The organism is Actinacidiphila sp. bgisy167, assembly GCF_057707665.1.
Genome location: NZ_JBYIQP010000024.1, coordinates 23,042 through 40,477 on the forward strand (window position 1 = coordinate 23,042; position 17,436 = coordinate 40,477).

A 17,436-nucleotide genomic window follows, 5' to 3' on the forward strand; every position below is an offset into this window, starting at 1 on the left:
CCGTGACGAGACCACTGGTACGCGAGACCACGGGGGCCCGTGCCCGCGCCCCCGAAGGAGCCGAGAACGTCATGTCCGCAGACTTCTTCATCCCCGACCCCGAGGGCCGGGTTCCCAGCGCCGAGGGCTACTTCGGCCGGTTCGGCGGCAAGTTCATCCCGGAGGCGCTGGTCGCCGCCGTGGACGAGGTCGCCGTGGAGTACGACAAGGCGAAGTCCGATCCCGCCTTCGCCGCGGAGCTGAACGACCTGCTGGTGCACTACACCGGCCGTCCCAGCCCGCTCACGGAGGTGCCGCGGTTCGCGGAGCACGCCGGCGGGGCACGGGTATTCCTCAAGCGGGAGGACCTCAACCACACCGGCTCACACAAGATCAACAACGTGCTGGGCCAGGCGCTGCTCACCAAGCGCATGGGCAAGACCCGGGTCATCGCCGAGACCGGCGCCGGCCAGCACGGCGTGGCCACCGCCACCGCCTGCGCCCTGTTCGGCCTGGAGTGCACCATCTACATGGGCGAGGTCGACACCGAGCGCCAGGCGCTCAACGTGGCCCGCATGCGCATCCTCGGCGCCGAGGTCGTCCCCGTGAAGTCCGGCAGCCGCACCCTGAAGGACGCGATCAACGAGGCGTTCCGCGACTGGGTCGCCAACGTCGACCGCACCCACTACCTGTTCGGCACGGTGGCGGGTCCGCACCCGTTCCCGGCGATGGTGCGCGACTTCCACCGCGTCATCGGCGTCGAGGCGCGCCGCCAGATCCTCGAGCGCGCCGGCAGGCTGCCGGACGTGGTCGCCGCGTGCGTGGGCGGCGGCTCCAACGCGATCGGCCTCTTCCACGCCTTCCTCCCGGACGAGGGCGTGCGCCTGCTGGGACTGGAGGCGGCCGGCCACGGTGTGGAGACCGGCGAGCACGCGGCGACGCTGACCGTCGGGGAGCCCGGCATCCTGCACGGCTCCCGCAGTTACGTCCTGCAGGACGACGAGGGCCAGATCACCGAGCCGTACTCGATCTCGGCCGGGCTGGACTACCCCGGCATCGGGCCAGAACACGCCTATCTGAAGGAGACCGGACGCGCGGAGTACCGCCCGGTCACCGACGACGAGGCGATGCAGGCGCTGCGGCTGCTCTCCCGCACGGAGGGCGTCATCCCGGCCATCGAGAGCGCCCACGCCCTCGCGGGCGCTCTGCACGCCGGCCGGGAACTCGGCGAGAAGGGCCTGGTGCTGGTCAACCTCTCCGGGCGCGGCGACAAGGACATGGACACGGCCGCCCGCTACTTCGGGCTGTACGACGAGGCTGAAGGAGCACAGCGGTGAGCGGGCAGCTCGAGTTGCTGGACCGGACCCTGGCCGGGGCCAGGGCCGAGGGACGCGCCGCCCTGGTGGCCTACCTCCCGGCGGGCTTCCCGACCGTGGAGGGCGGCATCGAGGCGGCGAAGGCCGCCCTGGAGGGCGGCGCCGACGTCGTCGAGATCGGCCTGCCGCACAGCGACCCCGTGCTGGACGGCCCGGTCATCCAGACGGCGGACGACATCGCCCTGCGCGGCGGCGTGCGGATCAAGGACGTACTGCGCACGGTGCGCGAGGCACACGCCGCGACCGGGAAGCCGATCCTGGTCATGACCTACTGGAACCCGGTCGACCGCTACGGCGCCGAGCGCTTCGCGGCCGGGCTCGCGGAGGCCGGAGGCGCGGGCTGCATCCTGCCGGACCTGCCGGTGGAGGAGTCCGAGGCGTGGCGGAAGGCCGCCGAGCAGCACGGCCTCGCCACCGTGTTCGTGGTCGCCCCGAGCAGCCGCGACGAGCGGCTGGCCAAGATCACGGCGGCGGGCACGGGCTTCGTCTACGCGGCCTCGCTCATGGGGGTCACCGGCACCCGCGAGAGCGTCGGCGCCGAGGCGGCCGACCTGGTGCGGCGCACCCGCGCGCAGACCGAACTGCCGGTCTGCGTGGGCCTCGGCGTCTCCAACGCCGCCCAGGCGGCCGAGGTGGCCGGCTTCGCGGACGGGGTGATCGTCGGCTCGGCGTTCGTCAAGCGGCTGCTGGACGCGCCGGACCTGGAGCAGGGCCTCGCCGGCGTACGCGAACTGGCGGCGGACCTCGCCCGGGGCGTCCGCCGGTAGCGCTACCTCACTCTTCCGGGGGAAACATGGGCCGGGGGTACGCGCGAGCGTGCCCCCGGTTCGTTGTCCCTGGGTGTGAGCGAGAAGAACCGTGAAGGAAAGCGCACTGCCCGGGAACGGCTGCAGGAGCAGCGCGCCCACGACCAGCGCCGGCAGAAGCGCAAGAGGACGCTGATCGTCGCGGGCTCCGTCGTGGGCGTCCTGGCGATCGGAGCGGTCATCGGAGTGGTCGTGTCGGGCAGCGACGGCGGCAGCGGTGCGGGAGCCCCGGCCGTCACCCCGGCGGGCGCGACCGGCAAGGACAAGCTGGCCCTTCCCAACGGCGCGAGCGACGCGCCGTCCACCCTGACCGTGTACGAGGACTTCCGCTGCCCGGCCTGCGCGGCCTACGAGAAGGAGCTCCGCGACACCGTCCACGGCCTCCAGGACGACGGGCAGCTCAAGGTCGAATACCACCTCGTCCGGCTCATCGACGGGAACCTGGGCGGCAAGGGCTCGCTCAACGCCGCCAACGCCGCGGCCTGCGCGCAGGACGAGGGCAAGTTCCGCGCCTTCCACGACGTCCTGTACGAGAACCAGCCGGAGGAGACCGACGACCGCTTCGCGGACAAGAACTTCCTGCTGGAACTGGCGGGCAAGGTGCCGGGCCTCAAGAACTCCGCCTTCACCACCTGCGTGAAGGACGGCACGTACGACGACTGGGTGAACGCCAACAACGAGGCCTTCGGAGCCGCCGGCTTCAACTCCACGCCCACCATCCTGCTGGGCGGCACCAACCTCCTCGCCCAGGGGCAGCCCAACCTGACCGCGGACCGGCTCAAGCAGCTGGTCACCGAGGCCAACAAGGGCAAGAAGCCCGGCACCGAGACCCAGGGCGCCACCCCGCCGAGCGCCTCGGACTCGCCGGGATAGGCGAGCGGCCCGGCCGCCGCCGGGGGCCCGCCGTGGCCCCGCGGACCGGCTGAGAGCGCCGCCTGTTATCCAGCCGTTGCCGGGCGGGTCCCCGCCGCAGCCGCCCGGCACGGTAGCGTCGGAGGTGCCATGGAACTCGAACTCGCATTCATTCCCAGCCCGTCGCGTGGGGTCATCCACCTGGGCCCCATCCCTCTGCGCGGCTACGCCTTCTGCATCATCATCGGTGTCTTCGTGGCCGTGTGGCTCGGAGGCAGGCGATGGGCCGCCCGCGGCGGACTGAAGACCACGGTCGCGGACATCGCCGTCTGGGCGGTTCCGTTCGGCCTGGTCGGAGGCCGCCTCTACCACGTGATCACCAGTTACGAGCTCTATTTCGGCGAGGGCAAGGACTGGGTCGGCGCGTTCAAGGTCTGGGAGGGCGGCCTCGGCATCTGGGGCGCCATCGCCCTGGGCGCCCTCGGCGCCTGGATCGCGTGCCGGCGCCGCGGCATCTCGCTGCCCGCGTACGCCGACGCAGTGGCGCCCGGCATCGCTTTCGCCCAGGCCATCGGCCGCTGGGGCAACTGGTTCAACCAGGAGCTCTACGGGCGTCCCACCGATCTGCCCTGGGCGCTGAAGATCGACAGCGTCCACCGGCCGGCCGACAGCCTGGACGTCGCGACCTACCATCCGACCTTCCTGTACGAGTCGCTGTGGTGCGTCGGCGTCGCCCTGCTGGTCATCTGGGCCGACCGGCGCTTCAAGCTGGGCCACGGCCGCGCCTTCGCGCTCTATGTCGCGGCCTACACCGTCGGGCGCTTCTGGATCGAGTACCTGCGCGTCGACGACGCACACCATGTGCTCGGCCTTCGGCTGAACGACTGGACGTCGATCCTGGTCTTCGTCGCCGCCGTGGCCTACATCGTGGTCTCGGCGAAGCTGCGACCGGGGCGTGAGGAGGTCGTCGAGCCCGCGGCCGTCGCTGCGGGCGGGGCCTCCGGGGAGGACGCGGGCCCCGACGAGGCCGACGCCGAGGTGGACGACGCCAAGGTGGCCGACGCCGAGGTGGCCGACGCCAAGGTGGCCGACGCCGAGGTGGACGACGCAGAGAAGGTCGTCGCCAGGGTGGCCGACGCCGAGGTGGACGACGCCGAGGACGCGGGCGGGAAGGACGGCAAGGACGCCGCTCCCGTCCCCGTCGACGCCGAGGCCAAGCCCGCCAAGAACCTCTGACGCCCGCGTGGCGCGTTCCGCGGCCGCCGTCACCGCCTGGTGGCCGCGGCCGCGGCGTTTCCCGCCGACGGCGTTTTCGCAGGTAAGGCAGGCTTTCCTTGCTGGAAACGCAGGAAATTCGAGCGTACGGTCGAGGCGTTCGGGGGAGCGGGGCGGGGAGCGCCGTCCCCGGAAAGGAGCGTCTCGACCATGTCGTCAGCCGTGGAGCACACCGCACTGGGCACCTCCCCTGAGCGGAAGCCGGGGGAGGACGACCAGGCCGCGCCGTACCATGTGGCGCACCACACCCACCGGGACGTGAACGGCTGCTGGCTGAGGCCGGCCGTGTTCGGGGCGATGGACGGTCTGGTGTCGAACCTGGCGCTGATGACCGGCGTCGCCGGCGGCAACATGGCCCCCTCCGCCATCGTGGTCACCGGATTGGCGGGGCTCGCGGCGGGTGCCTTCTCGATGGCCGCGGGCGAGTACACCTCGGTCGCCTCCCAGCGGGAGCTGGTCCAGGCGGAGCTGGCCGTCGAGCGGCTGGAGCTGCGCCGCAACCCCCAGGACGAGCTGCGCGAACTGGCCGCGCTGTACGTCGCCCGGGGCGTCGAGCCGGAGCTGGCCGAAGAGGTGGCCCGGCAGATGTCCCGTGATCCGGAGCAGGCCCTCGAGATCCACGCCCGCGAGGAGCTGGGCGTCGACCCGACCGACCTGCCCTCGCCGCTGGTCGCGGCCGGTTCCTCGTTCCTGTCCTTCGGCATGGGCGCCCTGCTGCCGGTGCTCCCGTACCTGTTCGGTGCGACGGTGGTCTGGCCCGCGGTGCTCGTCGCCCTGGCCGGCCTCTTCCTCTGCGGGGCCGCTGTGGCGCGTGTGACGGCGCGCAGCTGGTGGTTCAGCGGACTGCGGCAGCTCGTCTTGGGCGGAGCCGCCGCCGGGGTTACCTTCGTTCTGGGCGCGTTGTTCGGCACCGCCGTCGGCTGAGCAGCCGGCCGGACGAACAGCCGCCCGTCGCAAGCCACGTGTTAACCGCTCGTTTCAGCGCGACTGATTAAGGGCATCAGTCTGTGGCCGCGGGCAGTGTCGCCTGCGTCTCACGTGAGCGATGCTGGCCCTGAACTGCCTGCTCGTAGCGTTGCTTAGTCCACATGATGGAACTGGCTATCCACTTTTCGGCCATCCGGCCATCATGTAACCTGCACGAAATCGCAGAGGGCCAACGTCGTCCCTAGTGCGCATGTCATATGCCAGATGACGACGACGGGAGAGCCGATGCGTTCCGCGTCCACGCACCCCCAGGCCACCGGCTCCGGTTCCGGACGGTCGCGCATGGACGGGCGTCCCGCCCCCCAGGGGATGTACGACCCCCGCAACGAGCACGACGCCTGCGGCGTCGGCTTCGTGGCCACCCTCACAGGCGAGGCGGACCACGCGCTCGTGAAGCAGGCGCTGACCGTGCTGCGCAACCTGGAGCACCGGGGAGCCACGGGCTCCGAGCCGGACTCCGGCGACGGCGCGGGCATCCTGATGCAGGTCCCGGACGCGTTCCTGAGGGCGGTCGCCGACTTCGACCTGCCCGCCGCCGGCGCGTACGCGGTCGGCACGGCCTTCCTGCCCGTCGAGGACGAGGACCGCCGCAAGGCCGTCGAGTCCATCGAGCGGCTGGCCGTCGAGGAGGGCCTCGCCGTCCTCGGCTGGCGCGAGGTGCCGACATGCCCCGACGATCTCGGCGCCACGGCGCGCTCGACGATGCCGCGCTTCGCCCAGCTCTTCGTCGCGGACGCGGAGGGCACGCGCTCCGGCATCGACCTCGACCGCCCGGCCTTCGTGCTGCGCAAGCGCGCCGAGCGCGAGGCGGACGTCTACTTCCCGTCGCTGTCGGCGCGCACGCTCGTCTACAAGGGCATGCTCACCACCGGACAGCTCGAGCCCTTCTTCCCGGACCTGTCCGACGAGCGCATCGCCACCGCGATCGCCCTGGTGCACTCCCGGTTCTCCACCAACACCTTCCCCAGCTGGCCGCTGGCCCACCCCTACCGCTTCGTCGCCCACAACGGTGAGATCAACACCGTCAAGGGCAACCGCAACTGGATGCGGGCCCGCGAGTCGCAGCTCGCCTCGAAGCTCCTGGGCGGGGACCTGGAGCGGATCTTCCCGGTGTGCACCCCGGACGCCTCCGACACGGCGACCTTCGACGAGGTGCTGGAGCTGCTCCACCTGGGTGGGCGCTCGCTGCCGCACAGCGTGCTGATGATGATCCCCGAGGCGTGGGAGAACCACGACTCCATGGACCCGGCCCGCCGCGCCTTCTACCAGTACCACTCCACGCTGATGGAGCCCTGGGACGGCCCGGCCTGCGTGACCTTCACCGACGGCTCCGTCGTCGGAGCCGTCCTGGACCGCAACGGCCTGCGCCCCGGTCGCTACTGGGTCACCGACGACGGCCTGGTCGTGCTCGCCTCCGAGTCCGGCGTGCTGGACGACGTCGCCCCGGACCGGGTCGTGCGCAAGGGCCGGCTGCAGCCCGGGAAGATGTTCCTGGTCGACACGGCCCGGCACCGGATCATCGAGGACGACGAGATCAAGGCGCAGCTCGCCGCCGAGCACCCCTACGAGGAGTGGCTGGACGCGGGCCTGATCCACCTCAACGACCTGCCCGAGCGCGAGCACATCGTGCACACCCACGCCTCGGTCACCCGCCGCCAGCAGACCTTCGGGTACACCGAGGAGGAGCTGCGGATCATCCTGGCGCCCATGGCCAAGACCGGCGGTGAGCCGCTGGGGTCCATGGGCACCGACTCGCCGATCGCGGCGCTGTCCGAGCGCCCCCGGCTGCTCTTCGACTACTTCACCCAGCTGTTCGCGCAGGTCACCAACCCGCCGCTGGACGCCATCCGCGAGGAGCTGGTCACCTCCCTGATCAGCGCCGTCGGCCCGTCCGGCAACTTGCTGGAGCCCTCGCCGGCCTCCTGCCGCAACATCACCCTGCCGTTCCCGGTGATCGACAACGACGAGCTGGCCAAGCTCATCCACATCAACGCCGACGGCGACCTGCCCGGCCTCAAGGCCGCGACCCTGTCCGGCCTGTACCGGGTCTCCGGCGGCGGCGAGGCGCTGGCCGCGCGGCTCGCCGAGATCTGCGCGGAGGCGGACGACGCCATAGAGGACGGCGCCCGGCTGATCGTGCTCTCCGACCGGCACTCGGACGCCGAGCACGCGCCGATCCCGTCGCTGCTGCTGACCTCCGCCGTCCACCACCACCTCATCCGCACCAAGCAGCGCACCCAGGTGGGCCTGCTGGTCGAGGCCGGCGACGTGCGCGAGGTGCACCACGTCGCGCTGCTCATCGGCTACGGCGCCGCGGCGGTCAACCCCTACCTCGCGATGGAGTCGGTCGAGGACCTGCTGCGCGCGGGCACCTTCATCTCGGGCCTCGAGCCCGAGGTCGCCATCAGGAACCTGATCAAGGCGCTGGGCAAGGGCGTGCTGAAGGTGATGTCCAAGATGGGCATCTCCACCGTCGCCTCCTACCGCGGCGCGCAGGTCTTCGAGGCCATCGGCCTGGACGCCGACTTCGTCGACACCTACTTCCACGGCACCACCACCAAGATCGGCGGCGCCGGGATCGACGTGATCGCCAAGGAGGTCGCGGCCCGGCACGCCAAGGCCTACCCCGCCTCCGGCATCGCCCCGGCGCACCGCCGCCTGGAGATCGGCGGCGAGTACCAGTGGCGCCGCGAGGGCGAGCCGCACCTGTTCGACCCGGAGACGGTCTTCCGGCTGCAGCACGCCACCCGCTCGCGCCGCTACGACATCTTCAAGCAGTACACGGACCGGGTGAACGAGCAGTCCGAGCGTCTGATGACGCTGCGCGGCCTGTTCCGGCTCAAGGACGGCGAGCGCGCCCCGATCCCGGTCGACGAGGTCGAGCCGGTCTCCGAGATCGTCAAGCGCTTCTCCACCGGCGCCATGTCGTACGGCTCCATCTCGCGTGAGGCGCACGAGACGCTGGCCATCGCGATGAACCAGCTGGGTGGCAAGTCCAACACCGGCGAGGGCGGCGAGGACCCGGACCGCCTGTACGACCCAGCGCGCCGCTCCGCGATCAAGCAGGTGGCCTCCGGCCGCTTCGGCGTCACCTCGGAGTACCTGGTCAACGCCGACGACATCCAGATCAAGATGGCCCAGGGCGCCAAGCCCGGCGAGGGCGGCCAGCTGCCCGGCCACAAGGTCTACCCGTGGGTGGCCAGGACCCGGCACAGCACCCCCGGCGTCGGCCTGATCTCGCCGCCGCCGCACCACGACATCTACTCCATCGAGGACCTCGCGCAGCTCATCCACGACCTGAAGAACGCCAACCCGCGGGCCCGCATCCACGTGAAGCTGGTCTCCGAGGTCGGCGTCGGCACGGTCGCGGCGGGCGTCTCCAAGGCGCACGCGGACGTCGTGCTGATCTCCGGCCACGACGGCGGCACCGGCGCCTCCCCGCTGACCTCGCTGAAGCACGCGGGCGGCCCCTGGGAGCTGGGCCTGGCCGAGACCCAGCAGACGCTGCTGCTCAACGGGCTGCGCGACCGCATCGTGGTGCAGACCGACGGCCAGCTGAAGACCGGCCGCGACGTCGTCATCGCCGCCCTGCTGGGAGCCGAGGAGTTCGGCTTTGCGACCGCCCCGCTGGTCGTCTCCGGCTGCGTGATGATGCGGGTGTGCCACCTGGACACCTGTCCGGTCGGCATCGCCACCCAGAACCCGGTGCTGCGCGAGCGCTTCTCCGGCAAGGCCGAGTACGTGGTGAACTTCTTCGAGTTCATCGCCCAGGAGGTCCGCGAGCTCCTCGCCGAGCTGGGCTTCCGCTCGATCGAGGAGGCCGTCGGCCACGCCGAGCTGATCGACGCCACCGCCGCGGTCGACCACTGGAAGGCCCAGGGCCTGGACCTGGCCCCGCTCCTGCACGTGCCCGAGCTGCCCGAGGGCGCGGCCCTGCACCGCACCACCGACCAGGACCACGGCCTGGAGAAGGCGCTCGACAACGAGCTCATCGCGCTCGCCGAGGACGCCCTGGTGGGCGGCGACCCCGTCCGCGCCCAGGTCAAGGTCCGCAACGTCAACCGCACGGTCGGCACCATGCTCGGCCACGAGGTGACCAAGAGGTACGGCGGCGCGGGCCTGCCCGACGACACCATCGACATCACCCTGACCGGCTCGGCCGGCCAGTCCTTCGGCGCTTTCCTTCCCAGGGGCATCACGCTCCGCCTGGAGGGCGATGCCAACGACTACGTCGGCAAGGGCCTGTCCGGCGGCCGGGTGATCATCCGTCCCGACCGGGGCGCCGACCACCTGGCCGAGTACTCGACCATCGCCGGCAACACCATCGCCTACGGCGCCACCGGCGGTGAGCTGTTCCTGCGCGGCACCACCGGCGAGCGCTTCTGCGTCCGCAACTCCGGCGCCACCGTCGTGTCCGAGGGCGTGGGCGACCACGGCTGCGAGTACATGACCGGCGGCCGCGCGGTCGTCCTCGGCCCGACGGGCCGCAACTTCGCGGCCGGCATGTCCGGCGGCATCGCGTACGTCCTCGACCTCGACCCGCGCAACGTCAACACCGGAATGGTGCAGGTCGAGGAACTGGACGCCGACGACATCAAGTGGCTGCACGACGTGGTGCGCCGCCACCAGGAGGAGACCGGCTCCACCGTCGCCGAGCGCCTGCTCGCCGACTGGGGCCGCACCCTCACCCGCTTCGGCAAGGTCATGCCGAGGGACTACAAGGCAGTGCTCGCCGCCAAGTACGCCGCCGAGCAAGCCGGGCTCTCCGAGTCCGAGACCGTCGCGAAGATGATGGAGGCGGCACATGGCTGACCCGAAGGGCTTCCTCACCACGCCCCGCGAGACCGCTCCGACCCGTCCGGTCGAGGAGCGCAAGCAGGACTGGAACGAGGTCTACGTTCCGGGCGGGCTGCTGCCGATCATCACCAAGCAGGCCGGACGCTGCATGGACTGCGGCATCCCCTTCTGCCACAACGGCTGCCCGCTGGGGAACCTGATCCCCGAGTGGAACGACTACGCCTACCGCGAGGACTGGAAGGCCGCCAGCGAGCGCCTGCACGCGACCAACAACTTCCCGGAGTTCACCGGCCGCCTCTGCCCGGCGCCGTGCGAGTCGGCCTGCGTGCTCGGCATCAACCAGCCCGCGGTGACCATCAAGAACGTCGAGGTCACCATCATCGACAAGGCCTGGGACCACGGGGACGTCACCCCGCAGCCCCCGGACCGGCTCTCCGGCAAGACCGTCGCCGTCATCGGCTCCGGGCCCGCGGGCCTGGCCGCCGCCCAGCAGCTGACCCGGGCGGGCCACACGGTCGCGGTGTACGAGCGGGCCGACCGCATCGGCGGTCTGCTGCGCTACGGCATCCCCGAGTTCAAGATGGAGAAGCGGCACATCAACCGCCGCATCGAGCAGATGCGCGCGGAGGGCACCAAGTTCCGCACCGGTGTCGAGATCGGCCGCGACCTGGACGGCGCCACGCTGCGCAAGCGGTACGACGCCGTCGTCATCGCCGCCGGCGCCACCCAGTGGCGCGACCTGCCGGTCGAGGGACGCGACCTCAAGGGCGTCTACCAGGCCATGGAGTACCTGCCGCTGGCCAACAAGGTGCAGGAGGGGGACTACGTCGCCCCGCCGGTCTCCGCCGAGGGCAAGCACGTGGTCGTCATCGGCGGCGGCGACACCGGCGCCGACTGCGTCGGCACCGCGCACCGCCAGGGCGCTCGCTCGGTCACCCAGCTGGAGATCATGCCGCGTCCGTCGGACGACCGCCCGGCGCACCAGCCTTGGCCGACCATGCCGATGACCTACAAGGTCACCTCCGCCCACGAGGAGGGCGGCGAGCGGGTCTACGCCGTCAACACCGTGCGGTTCGAGGGCGACGAGGACGGCAACGTCAAGGCGCTGCACCTGGTCGAGGTCGAGTTCCAGGACGGGAAGTTCGTGCCGCAGGCCGGCACGGAGAAGGTCATCCCGGCCGAACTGGTCACCCTCGCCATGGGGTTCACCGGCACCGACCAGAAGAACGGCCTGGTCGAGCAGCTGGGCCTGGAGCTCGACGCACGCGGCAACATCGCCCGCGACAAGGACTTCGCCACCAACGTGGACGGCGTCTTCGCCGCCGGTGACGCGGGCCGCGGCCAGTCGTTGATCGTGTGGGCCATCGCCGAGGGCCGTTCCGCCGCCCGCGCGGTGGACCACTACCTCACCGGCGCGAGCGTCCTGCCGGCCCCGATCCGCCCGACGGATCGCCCGCTGACGGTCTGACCCCGTCACCTCGCAGACGTCCCGTACAACGGCGTACGGAACGGAACGCGGCGCCCGCCCCCACCCGACCGGGGGCGGGCGCCGCAGTGCGTTCCGCCCGGAACCGTGCTCCCTCCGCCGACCGACGGGGTTCCTGGGCGTGCTCCGCGGCATCGCACCGCCGCGCCCGGATTCGGCCTGGGAGTCGGTCACAAAACGATCACGGTCGCGGTGATGATCTCCCGCAGGCCCGGGCCGCACGTGAAGCTTGATCCCCTCCGGGCGCAGGGCCACGAGGGGCCGGCGAGGCCGACCGGGTCTGCACACCGGTTCGAGCATCGGGGACTGATTCTGCTCACGGAAATCGACAGCAGATGTTCAGCGATGTGGACAGCACCCTGGCGCGCTTCTTGTTCGATAGACGCCAGGCCCGAGTCCCGACTTCTGGCCGAGGCAGCAGCCGACGCCGAGCGGTGGCGCCGGGCGAGCGGGTCAGGACGTCCAGCAGGTGGAGGTGAACCAGGTCTGGACCTCGTCGGCGGACAGCACACCAGTCAGTTCGGCCGTCCCGGGGAGCATCGGGAAGAACCGGTCGGCGTTCCAACTGCGCGGATACATCGGCTCGTCCAGCACGAGTAGGCGGCGTCCCTCCACAACGGGGATGTCGTCGGGTAGTCCCTCGTTCCAGATCCGCTCTCCGTCCGGGGCGAGGAGTTCAAAGGCCCCGGTCGCGACGGTCCCGGTGCGCCCCTGGGCGGGCTCGGGGTCCGTGGCCAGGCGGACGCTCTCTGCCGACGGTGCGGTGCCGGGTACGTGACCGCCGCCGACGAGCACGTGGGCGAGCAGCGTGTGCAACTGGAAGTTGTCCCCGATGCCGCTGATGCGCACTTCGAACCCGGTTCCGGTGGGCCGGTGCAGCACCACCAGGGGCTCGTCGTCCAGGATCGCCAGCGCGTAGGCCAGGCACTTGAGGTCGTGCCGCTCCAGGGCCGCCAGGTTGCGACAGGCGGGGAGGAGCGTGGATGCGTGCCGACGGCGCACCTCGGTGCTGCGGCACAGCACGGCCAGCGCGGGGGGTTGCCACTGCTCGACCGAGCACCAGGCCAGCGCCAACCGCAACGCCTCGTGCGCCTCACCACCCAGCCGGGCCATCAGCGCGTCGTCGATGATCTTCTCGTCGGCCTCTGGCAGTTCGTCCCCGGCACCGCCGGCGGCGGCCCAGCGGCGGGCGAACTCCAGGGCATCGAGCAGGTCCCGATGGGTGCCATCGAGGACCGGCTCCGCACAGGCCACCGGATCGGCACCCCGTTCCACGCAGAAGCCGGCCATCGTCGCCAGCGTCGGGCGCGGACCGGTGGGCGGAAAGGCGGGGAGTAGCGCGGCCAACCGGGGTCCCACCGCCACGCATTCAGTGTCCGTCGCCGACTGCAGACCACTCGCTGCCGCGTTGAACGCACGTTCGGTGCGGCCACCGTCGCGAGCGGCCACTGCCTGCTCCAGCTCTGAGATGACGGCGGCCAGGTCTGCGGCGTTCTGCTTCCTTCTGAAGATCACCGGCACACCTTAGGCGCGAGGCCTGATAGGTGTCATCAGGCCAACGGCGTTCGAAGATTCCGGACCGCTCCGTGCTATCGAAACTGGTGAACATGTGCTGCCGGTTCTCGTGGACAAAGTCCCCGTGCCGATGGTGGCGGCACCGGACTCCTCGCGGCTGTGCTGGTCAGTGCGGAGATCGGCCGCTGGCGTCGCGCCCGCGTGGTGCGGATCGGCGCCGCAGCAGTGGCATCCCTGATCGTCGTGGGCGTCTGCACGGTCTCGGCCGTGCCGCCCGGGACTGACTGGAAAGGCGACCCGCTGCTGCGAGCCCGTACGGACCCGCCCGGGACGGTGAAGGCGGGAAGGGGGGAACCGCGCCGCTGGTGGCGCACCTGAACGTGACAATTCAGGCGGAACGCTGACATTGTGTCGTCATGACGGCTCTCGCACCCGGCGCACCCGAGGACACGACGGACTTCGCCGATGCCGACCGGGGATTCCTCGGCGCCCTCACCCCCGGCCGTGTCACCGACAGCGACGGCCGGGTCGTCTGGGACGGTGACGCCTACTCCTTCCTCCAGGGCCCGTGCCCCGACACGGCGCACCCCGGCCTGTGGCGGCAGAGCCGGCTCGCCTCCAAGCAGGGTCTGTTCGAGGTCGTCGAGGGCGTCTACCAGGTGCGCGGCCTGGACCTGTCGAACATGACCCTGGTCGAGGGCGACCGCGGCGTCATCGTCATCGACCCCCTGCGCTCCGCCGAGTGCGCCGCCGCCGCCCTCGCCCTCTACCGCGAGCACCGGGGGGACCGGCCGGTCACCGCCCTCATCTACAGCCACTCGCACGTCGACCACTTCGGCGGCGCCCGCGGCGTCCTGCCCTACGGGCACGACCCGGTGCCCGTCCTCGCCCCGGCCGGCTTCCTGGAGCACGCCGCCGGCGAGAGCGTCGACGCCGGGGTCGCGATGACCCGCCGCGCCGTGTACATGTACGGCTCCGAACTGCCCAAGGGCCCCGCCGGGCAGATCGGCTGCGGCCTCGGCCAGACCGCCTCCACCGGCACCGTCACCCTGATCCCGCCGACCGTGCACGTCACCCGCACCGGCCAGGACGAGACGATCGACGGCGTCCGGATGATCTTCCAGCTCACCCCGGGGGCCGAGGCGCCCGCCGAGATGAACTTCCACCTCCCCGCCAAGCGGGTGCTGTGCATGGCGGAGAACGCCACCCACACCATGCACAACGTCCTGACCCTGCGCGGCGCGCAGGTACGCGACGCCCGGCTGTGGGCGCACTACCTCAACGAGGCCCTCGTCCTCTTCGGCAACGCCTCCGACGTCGTCATCGCCTCCCACCACTGGCCGACCTGGGGGCGCGAGGGCATCCACCGACTCCTGTCGTGCCAGCGCGACCTGTACGCCTACCTCCACGACCAGACCCTGCGGCTGATCAACCGCGGCCTCACCGGCACCGAGATCGCCGAGGAGCTGACCCTGCCCCCCGCCCTGGAACGGCTGAGCTCCAACCGCGGGTACTACGGCTCCCTCAGCCACAATGTGAAGGCCGTCTACCAGCGCTACATGGGCTGGTTCGACGGCAACCCGGCCCACCTGTGGCAGCACCCCCCGGTGGCGGAGGCCCGCCGCTACGTGGACTGCCTCGGCGGCACCGACGCCACCGTCGCCAAGGCCAGACAGTACGCCGAGTCGGGCGACCCGCGGTTCGCCGTCACCCTGCTGAACCACGCCGTCTTCGCCGACCCCGGGCACGCCTCCGCGGCGGAGGAACTGGCCCTGCTCTACGAGCGCCTGGGACACGGCTGCGAGAACGGCCCCTGGCGCAACTTCTACCTGATGGGCGCCCAGGAACTGCGGCAGGGCGTCACCCGGACCGCCGTTCTCATCGCCAACCCGGACGTGATGGCCGCCCTCAGCGTCGACCAGCTCATCGACGCCCTCGCCATCCGTGTCAACGGCCCCAAGGCGTGGGACGTCCACCTCACCATCGACTGGCGGCTCATCGACGAGCACCGCACCTGGCACCTGACCCTCTCCAACGGCGCCCTCACCTACTTCTCCACCCAGGACGGGCGCCCCGCCGTCCGGCACGCCGACCTGACGCTCACCCTCACCCGGCCCGAGCTGCACCGGCTCCTCGCGGGGGGCCGTCTCGAGGGCGTCGAGCACGAGGGGGACCTGAAGGTCGTCGCGACCCTCGTCGGGCTGCTGGACACCGCCGACCAGAATTTCCCGATCGTCACACCGTGACGATCGGTGAACGGGCCGCACAAGAAGGTGCGGTGCTCCGTTCGGAGTGATCCGTGCGCGGCCGGCTCCTTCCCCCGGCGCGTGCCCCTAGGGTGACCGCCATGGTGGAACACCGCACGGTCGAAGCGAACGGAATCCGGCTGCATGTCGCGGAGGAGGGCGAGGGCCCGCTCGTGCTGCTGCTGCACGGCTTCCCCGAGTGCTGGTACTCCTGGCGCCACCAGTTCGCGCCGCTCGCCGCCGCGGGCTACCGGGTGGTCGCCCCCGACCAGCGCGGCTACGGCCGCAGCGAACGGCCCGCGGCCGTCGACGCGTACACCATCCTCGACCTCGTCGGCGACGTCATCGGCCTCGTGCACGCGCTCGGCGAGAGCCAGGCCGTCGTCGTCGGGCACGACTGGGGCGCCCCCGTCGCCTGGCACACCGCGCTGCTGCGGCCCGACGTCGTCCGCGCCGTCGCCGGCCTCAGCGTCCCGCCGACCCCGCGCAGCGGCGACGCGCCTCCGCTGCGGTCCATGCGGGAGCTGTACGACGGCCGCTTCTACTGGAACTACTTCGAGCGGCCCGGGGTCGCCGACGCCGAGTTCGCCGCCGACCCGCGCCGCACCTTCCGCCACGTCCTCTACGGCGCCTCCGGCGACAACCCCGCCAACGACCCGGTCCCGGCGCAGCCCCTCGTCCCGCCCGGCGGCGGCTTCCTCGACATGGGCGAGGACCCCGGCGAGCTCCCCGGGTGGCTCACCGAGGAGGACCTGGACGCCTACACCGCCGAGTACGCCGAGGCGGGCTTCACCGGAGGGCTCAACTGGTACCGCAACCTCGACCTCAACTGGCGGCTGACCGCCCCCTGGGCCGGTGCCGCCCTGCGGGTGCCGGCGCTCTACGTCACCGGCGACCGCGACCTCGTCTACGGATTCCCGGGGATGTCCGAGCTGATCCCGGCGTTGCGGAAGCTCCACCCCACGCTGCGCGAACCGGTGGTGCTGCCCGGGTGCGGCCACTGGACCCAGCAGGAGCGCCCGGCGGAGGTCGACGCCGCGCTGCTGGACTTCCTGCGGGAGGCGGCGCCGGCCACGGGCTGACGAGCCATCCACGGGCCGACCACGGGCTGATCACGAGCCCGGCGCGCGGGGCGGAGGCGTGCGGAGCAGGGGTCCGGGGGCCCGCGCAGGTGTGCCGGATCAGGTGTCGCACTCCAGCACCGTGCGGCACAGCCCGCACCGCGCCCTCAGCCGTCCCCGCACCGGGACCCGGATCCGCTGCCGGCACGTGGGGCAGGGGAAGGAGACCCGCTGGGGCTCACCGCCCTCGAAGGCGTATCCGGCCGCCGGATACGCGCCGCCGCGCCGCCGGTCGTGGGCGTACCGGCGGTGCTCCGCCCAGCCGCAGCCGGCCATCGGCGGATGACGAAGGTCGGCTGCGGCGACGCGCAGGCCGGCCCGGTAGGCCTCCCGGGCCCACGGGCTGGTGAGCCACGGCTCGATGTCGTCGCCGAAGGCCTGTGCCCGCTTGGCCAGGACGTAGCCGAACTCCTCTGGTGTGAGATAGCCCAGTTTGGAGGCGGTAGTGGTCAGCCGCTCCCCGCGCAGCGCCGGCTGTTCGCGGTAGGAGTCCAGCAGCAGCCAGCCCGCGCCCAGGTAGGTCGTGGCGGTGTCCGTCAGGATCTCGTTCTCCCGCGCCCCGGGGCACTCCAGGCCGAGCCGGTGCAGATAGACGTGCATGACCTCGTGCGCCAGCACCGCGCCCACGTCGCGCCGGTCCTCCCGGAAGCGGGCGTGCAACTCCACGAAGTATTCCGGCCCCGCGGCCAGTTCAACACTGCCCGCGTGCACCATCTCGCGGAAGCTGACCACCATGCGGGCCTGCGGCAACCGGAAGTGCTCCACGATGGCCCGGGCCACCCGCTGGGCTCCCAGGTGCAGGTCCTCGTCCGCGGGGAACGCCACCGCCTCCGGGCGGACGCTCGCCGGGAAGCGGCTCACCGTGTCGTACGACAGCCGCCGGTAGAGCGCGGTCAGGGCGCCCCGCACCTGCTCCAGGTGCGGGAAGCCGTGCTCGACCGGAAGGGACGACGGCTCGGTCACGGCGCCTCCCCGAGCGCAGATGACGCGTACGAC

12 protein-coding genes are annotated in these 17,436 nt (G+C 71.7%); 10 read left to right on the forward strand and 2 right to left on the reverse strand.

The genetic code is table 11. The annotated features are described in order from the left end of the window. The first annotated feature begins 71 nt into the window (after nucleotides 1–71). The 7 genes from trpB (at nucleotide 72) to AC3ET4_RS12405 (ending at nucleotide 11,540) form a co-directional block, all read left to right on the forward strand. Nucleotides 72–1,316 (forward strand): tryptophan synthase subunit beta, encoded by a 1,245-nt coding sequence (trpB, locus tag AC3ET4_RS12375; protein WP_431948759.1) that lies wholly within the window; start codon nucleotides 72–74, stop codon nucleotides 1,314–1,316. Continuing rightward, nucleotides 1,313–2,122: a tryptophan synthase subunit alpha gene (gene trpA / locus AC3ET4_RS12380; RefSeq protein WP_431948760.1), complete on the forward strand. Its 810-nt coding sequence runs from the start codon at nucleotides 1,313–1,315 to the stop codon at nucleotides 2,120–2,122. Before trpB ends, trpA begins: the two co-directional genes overlap by 4 nt. 75 nt (nucleotides 2,123–2,197) lie before the next feature. Beyond that, on the forward strand, nucleotides 2,198–3,034 hold the full coding sequence (locus AC3ET4_RS12385) for a DsbA family protein (RefSeq protein ID WP_431948761.1): 837 nt from the start codon (nucleotides 2,198–2,200) through the stop codon (nucleotides 3,032–3,034). A gap of 129 nt (nucleotides 3,035–3,163) precedes the next feature. Then, entirely contained in the window at nucleotides 3,164–4,249 is a 1,086-nt protein-coding gene (gene lgt / locus AC3ET4_RS12390; protein WP_431948762.1) for a prolipoprotein diacylglyceryl transferase, read from the forward strand. A 189-nt stretch (nucleotides 4,250–4,438) separates the two neighbouring features. Continuing rightward, on the forward strand, nucleotides 4,439–5,212 hold the full coding sequence (locus tag AC3ET4_RS12395; protein WP_431948763.1) for a VIT1/CCC1 transporter family protein: 774 nt from the start codon (nucleotides 4,439–4,441) through the stop codon (nucleotides 5,210–5,212). 288 nt (nucleotides 5,213–5,500) lie between these two features. Continuing rightward, on the forward strand, nucleotides 5,501–10,087 hold the full coding sequence (gltB, locus tag AC3ET4_RS12400; protein ID WP_431948802.1) for a glutamate synthase large subunit: 4,587 nt from the start codon (nucleotides 5,501–5,503) through the stop codon (nucleotides 10,085–10,087). Continuing rightward, nucleotides 10,080–11,540 (forward strand): glutamate synthase subunit beta, encoded by a 1,461-nt coding sequence (locus AC3ET4_RS12405; RefSeq protein WP_431948764.1) that lies wholly within the window; start codon nucleotides 10,080–10,082, stop codon nucleotides 11,538–11,540. The genes gltB and AC3ET4_RS12405 overlap by 8 nt, the downstream gene beginning before the upstream one ends. A 471-nt stretch (nucleotides 11,541–12,011) precedes the next feature. On the opposite strand, the gene AC3ET4_RS12410 is transcribed toward AC3ET4_RS12405, so the two are convergent. Continuing rightward, nucleotides 12,012–13,079 (reverse strand): hypothetical protein, encoded by a 1,068-nt coding sequence (locus tag AC3ET4_RS12410; RefSeq protein ID WP_431948765.1) that lies wholly within the window; start codon nucleotides 13,077–13,079, stop codon nucleotides 12,012–12,014. Between the two features lie 153 nt (nucleotides 13,080–13,232). Between AC3ET4_RS12410 and AC3ET4_RS12415 the strand changes: the two genes are divergently transcribed. The 3 genes from AC3ET4_RS12415 (at nucleotide 13,233) to AC3ET4_RS12425 (ending at nucleotide 16,401) form a co-directional block, all read left to right on the forward strand. Further along, nucleotides 13,233–13,451 (forward strand): hypothetical protein, encoded by a 219-nt coding sequence (locus AC3ET4_RS12415; protein WP_431948766.1) that lies wholly within the window; start codon nucleotides 13,233–13,235, stop codon nucleotides 13,449–13,451. 38 nt (nucleotides 13,452–13,489) lie between these two features. Next, complete coding sequence (locus AC3ET4_RS12420) at nucleotides 13,490–15,319, forward strand: alkyl/aryl-sulfatase (RefSeq protein ID WP_431948767.1); 1,830 nt, start codon at nucleotides 13,490–13,492, stop codon at nucleotides 15,317–15,319. Nucleotides 15,320–15,420: 101 nt separating this feature from the next. After that, nucleotides 15,421–16,401, forward strand: coding sequence for an alpha/beta fold hydrolase (locus tag AC3ET4_RS12425; protein WP_431948768.1), 981 nt, complete (start codon nucleotides 15,421–15,423; stop codon nucleotides 16,399–16,401). A gap of 99 nt (nucleotides 16,402–16,500) precedes the next feature. Here the strand turns inward: AC3ET4_RS12425 and AC3ET4_RS12430 are convergent, their stop codons facing one another. Beyond that, the gene (locus AC3ET4_RS12430) at nucleotides 16,501–17,403 is read right to left on the reverse strand and encodes a hypothetical protein (RefSeq protein ID WP_431948769.1); all 903 of its coding nucleotides are present in this window, start codon (nucleotides 17,401–17,403) and stop codon (nucleotides 16,501–16,503) included. Between the last annotated feature and the right edge of the window lie 33 nt (nucleotides 17,404–17,436).

Excerpts from the sequence above, each read along its gene's own strand:
- trpB (WP_431948759.1), top strand. The coding sequence starts at position 72 with ATGTCCGCAGACTTCTTCATCCCCGACCCCGAGGGCCGGGTTCCCAGC.
- lgt (WP_431948762.1), top strand. The coding sequence starts at position 3,164 with ATGGAACTCGAACTCGCATTCATTCCCAGCCCGTCGCGTGGGGTCATC.
- AC3ET4_RS12395 (WP_431948763.1), top strand. The coding sequence starts at position 4,439 with ATGTCGTCAGCCGTGGAGCACACCGCACTGGGCACCTCCCCTGAGCGG.
- gltB (WP_431948802.1), top strand. The coding sequence starts at position 5,501 with ATGCGTTCCGCGTCCACGCACCCCCAGGCCACCGGCTCCGGTTCCGGA.
- AC3ET4_RS12405 (WP_431948764.1), top strand. The coding sequence starts at position 10,080 with ATGGCTGACCCGAAGGGCTTCCTCACCACGCCCCGCGAGACCGCTCCG.
- AC3ET4_RS12420 (WP_431948767.1), top strand. The coding sequence starts at position 13,490 with ATGACGGCTCTCGCACCCGGCGCACCCGAGGACACGACGGACTTCGCC.
- AC3ET4_RS12425 (WP_431948768.1), top strand. The coding sequence starts at position 15,421 with ATGGTGGAACACCGCACGGTCGAAGCGAACGGAATCCGGCTGCATGTC.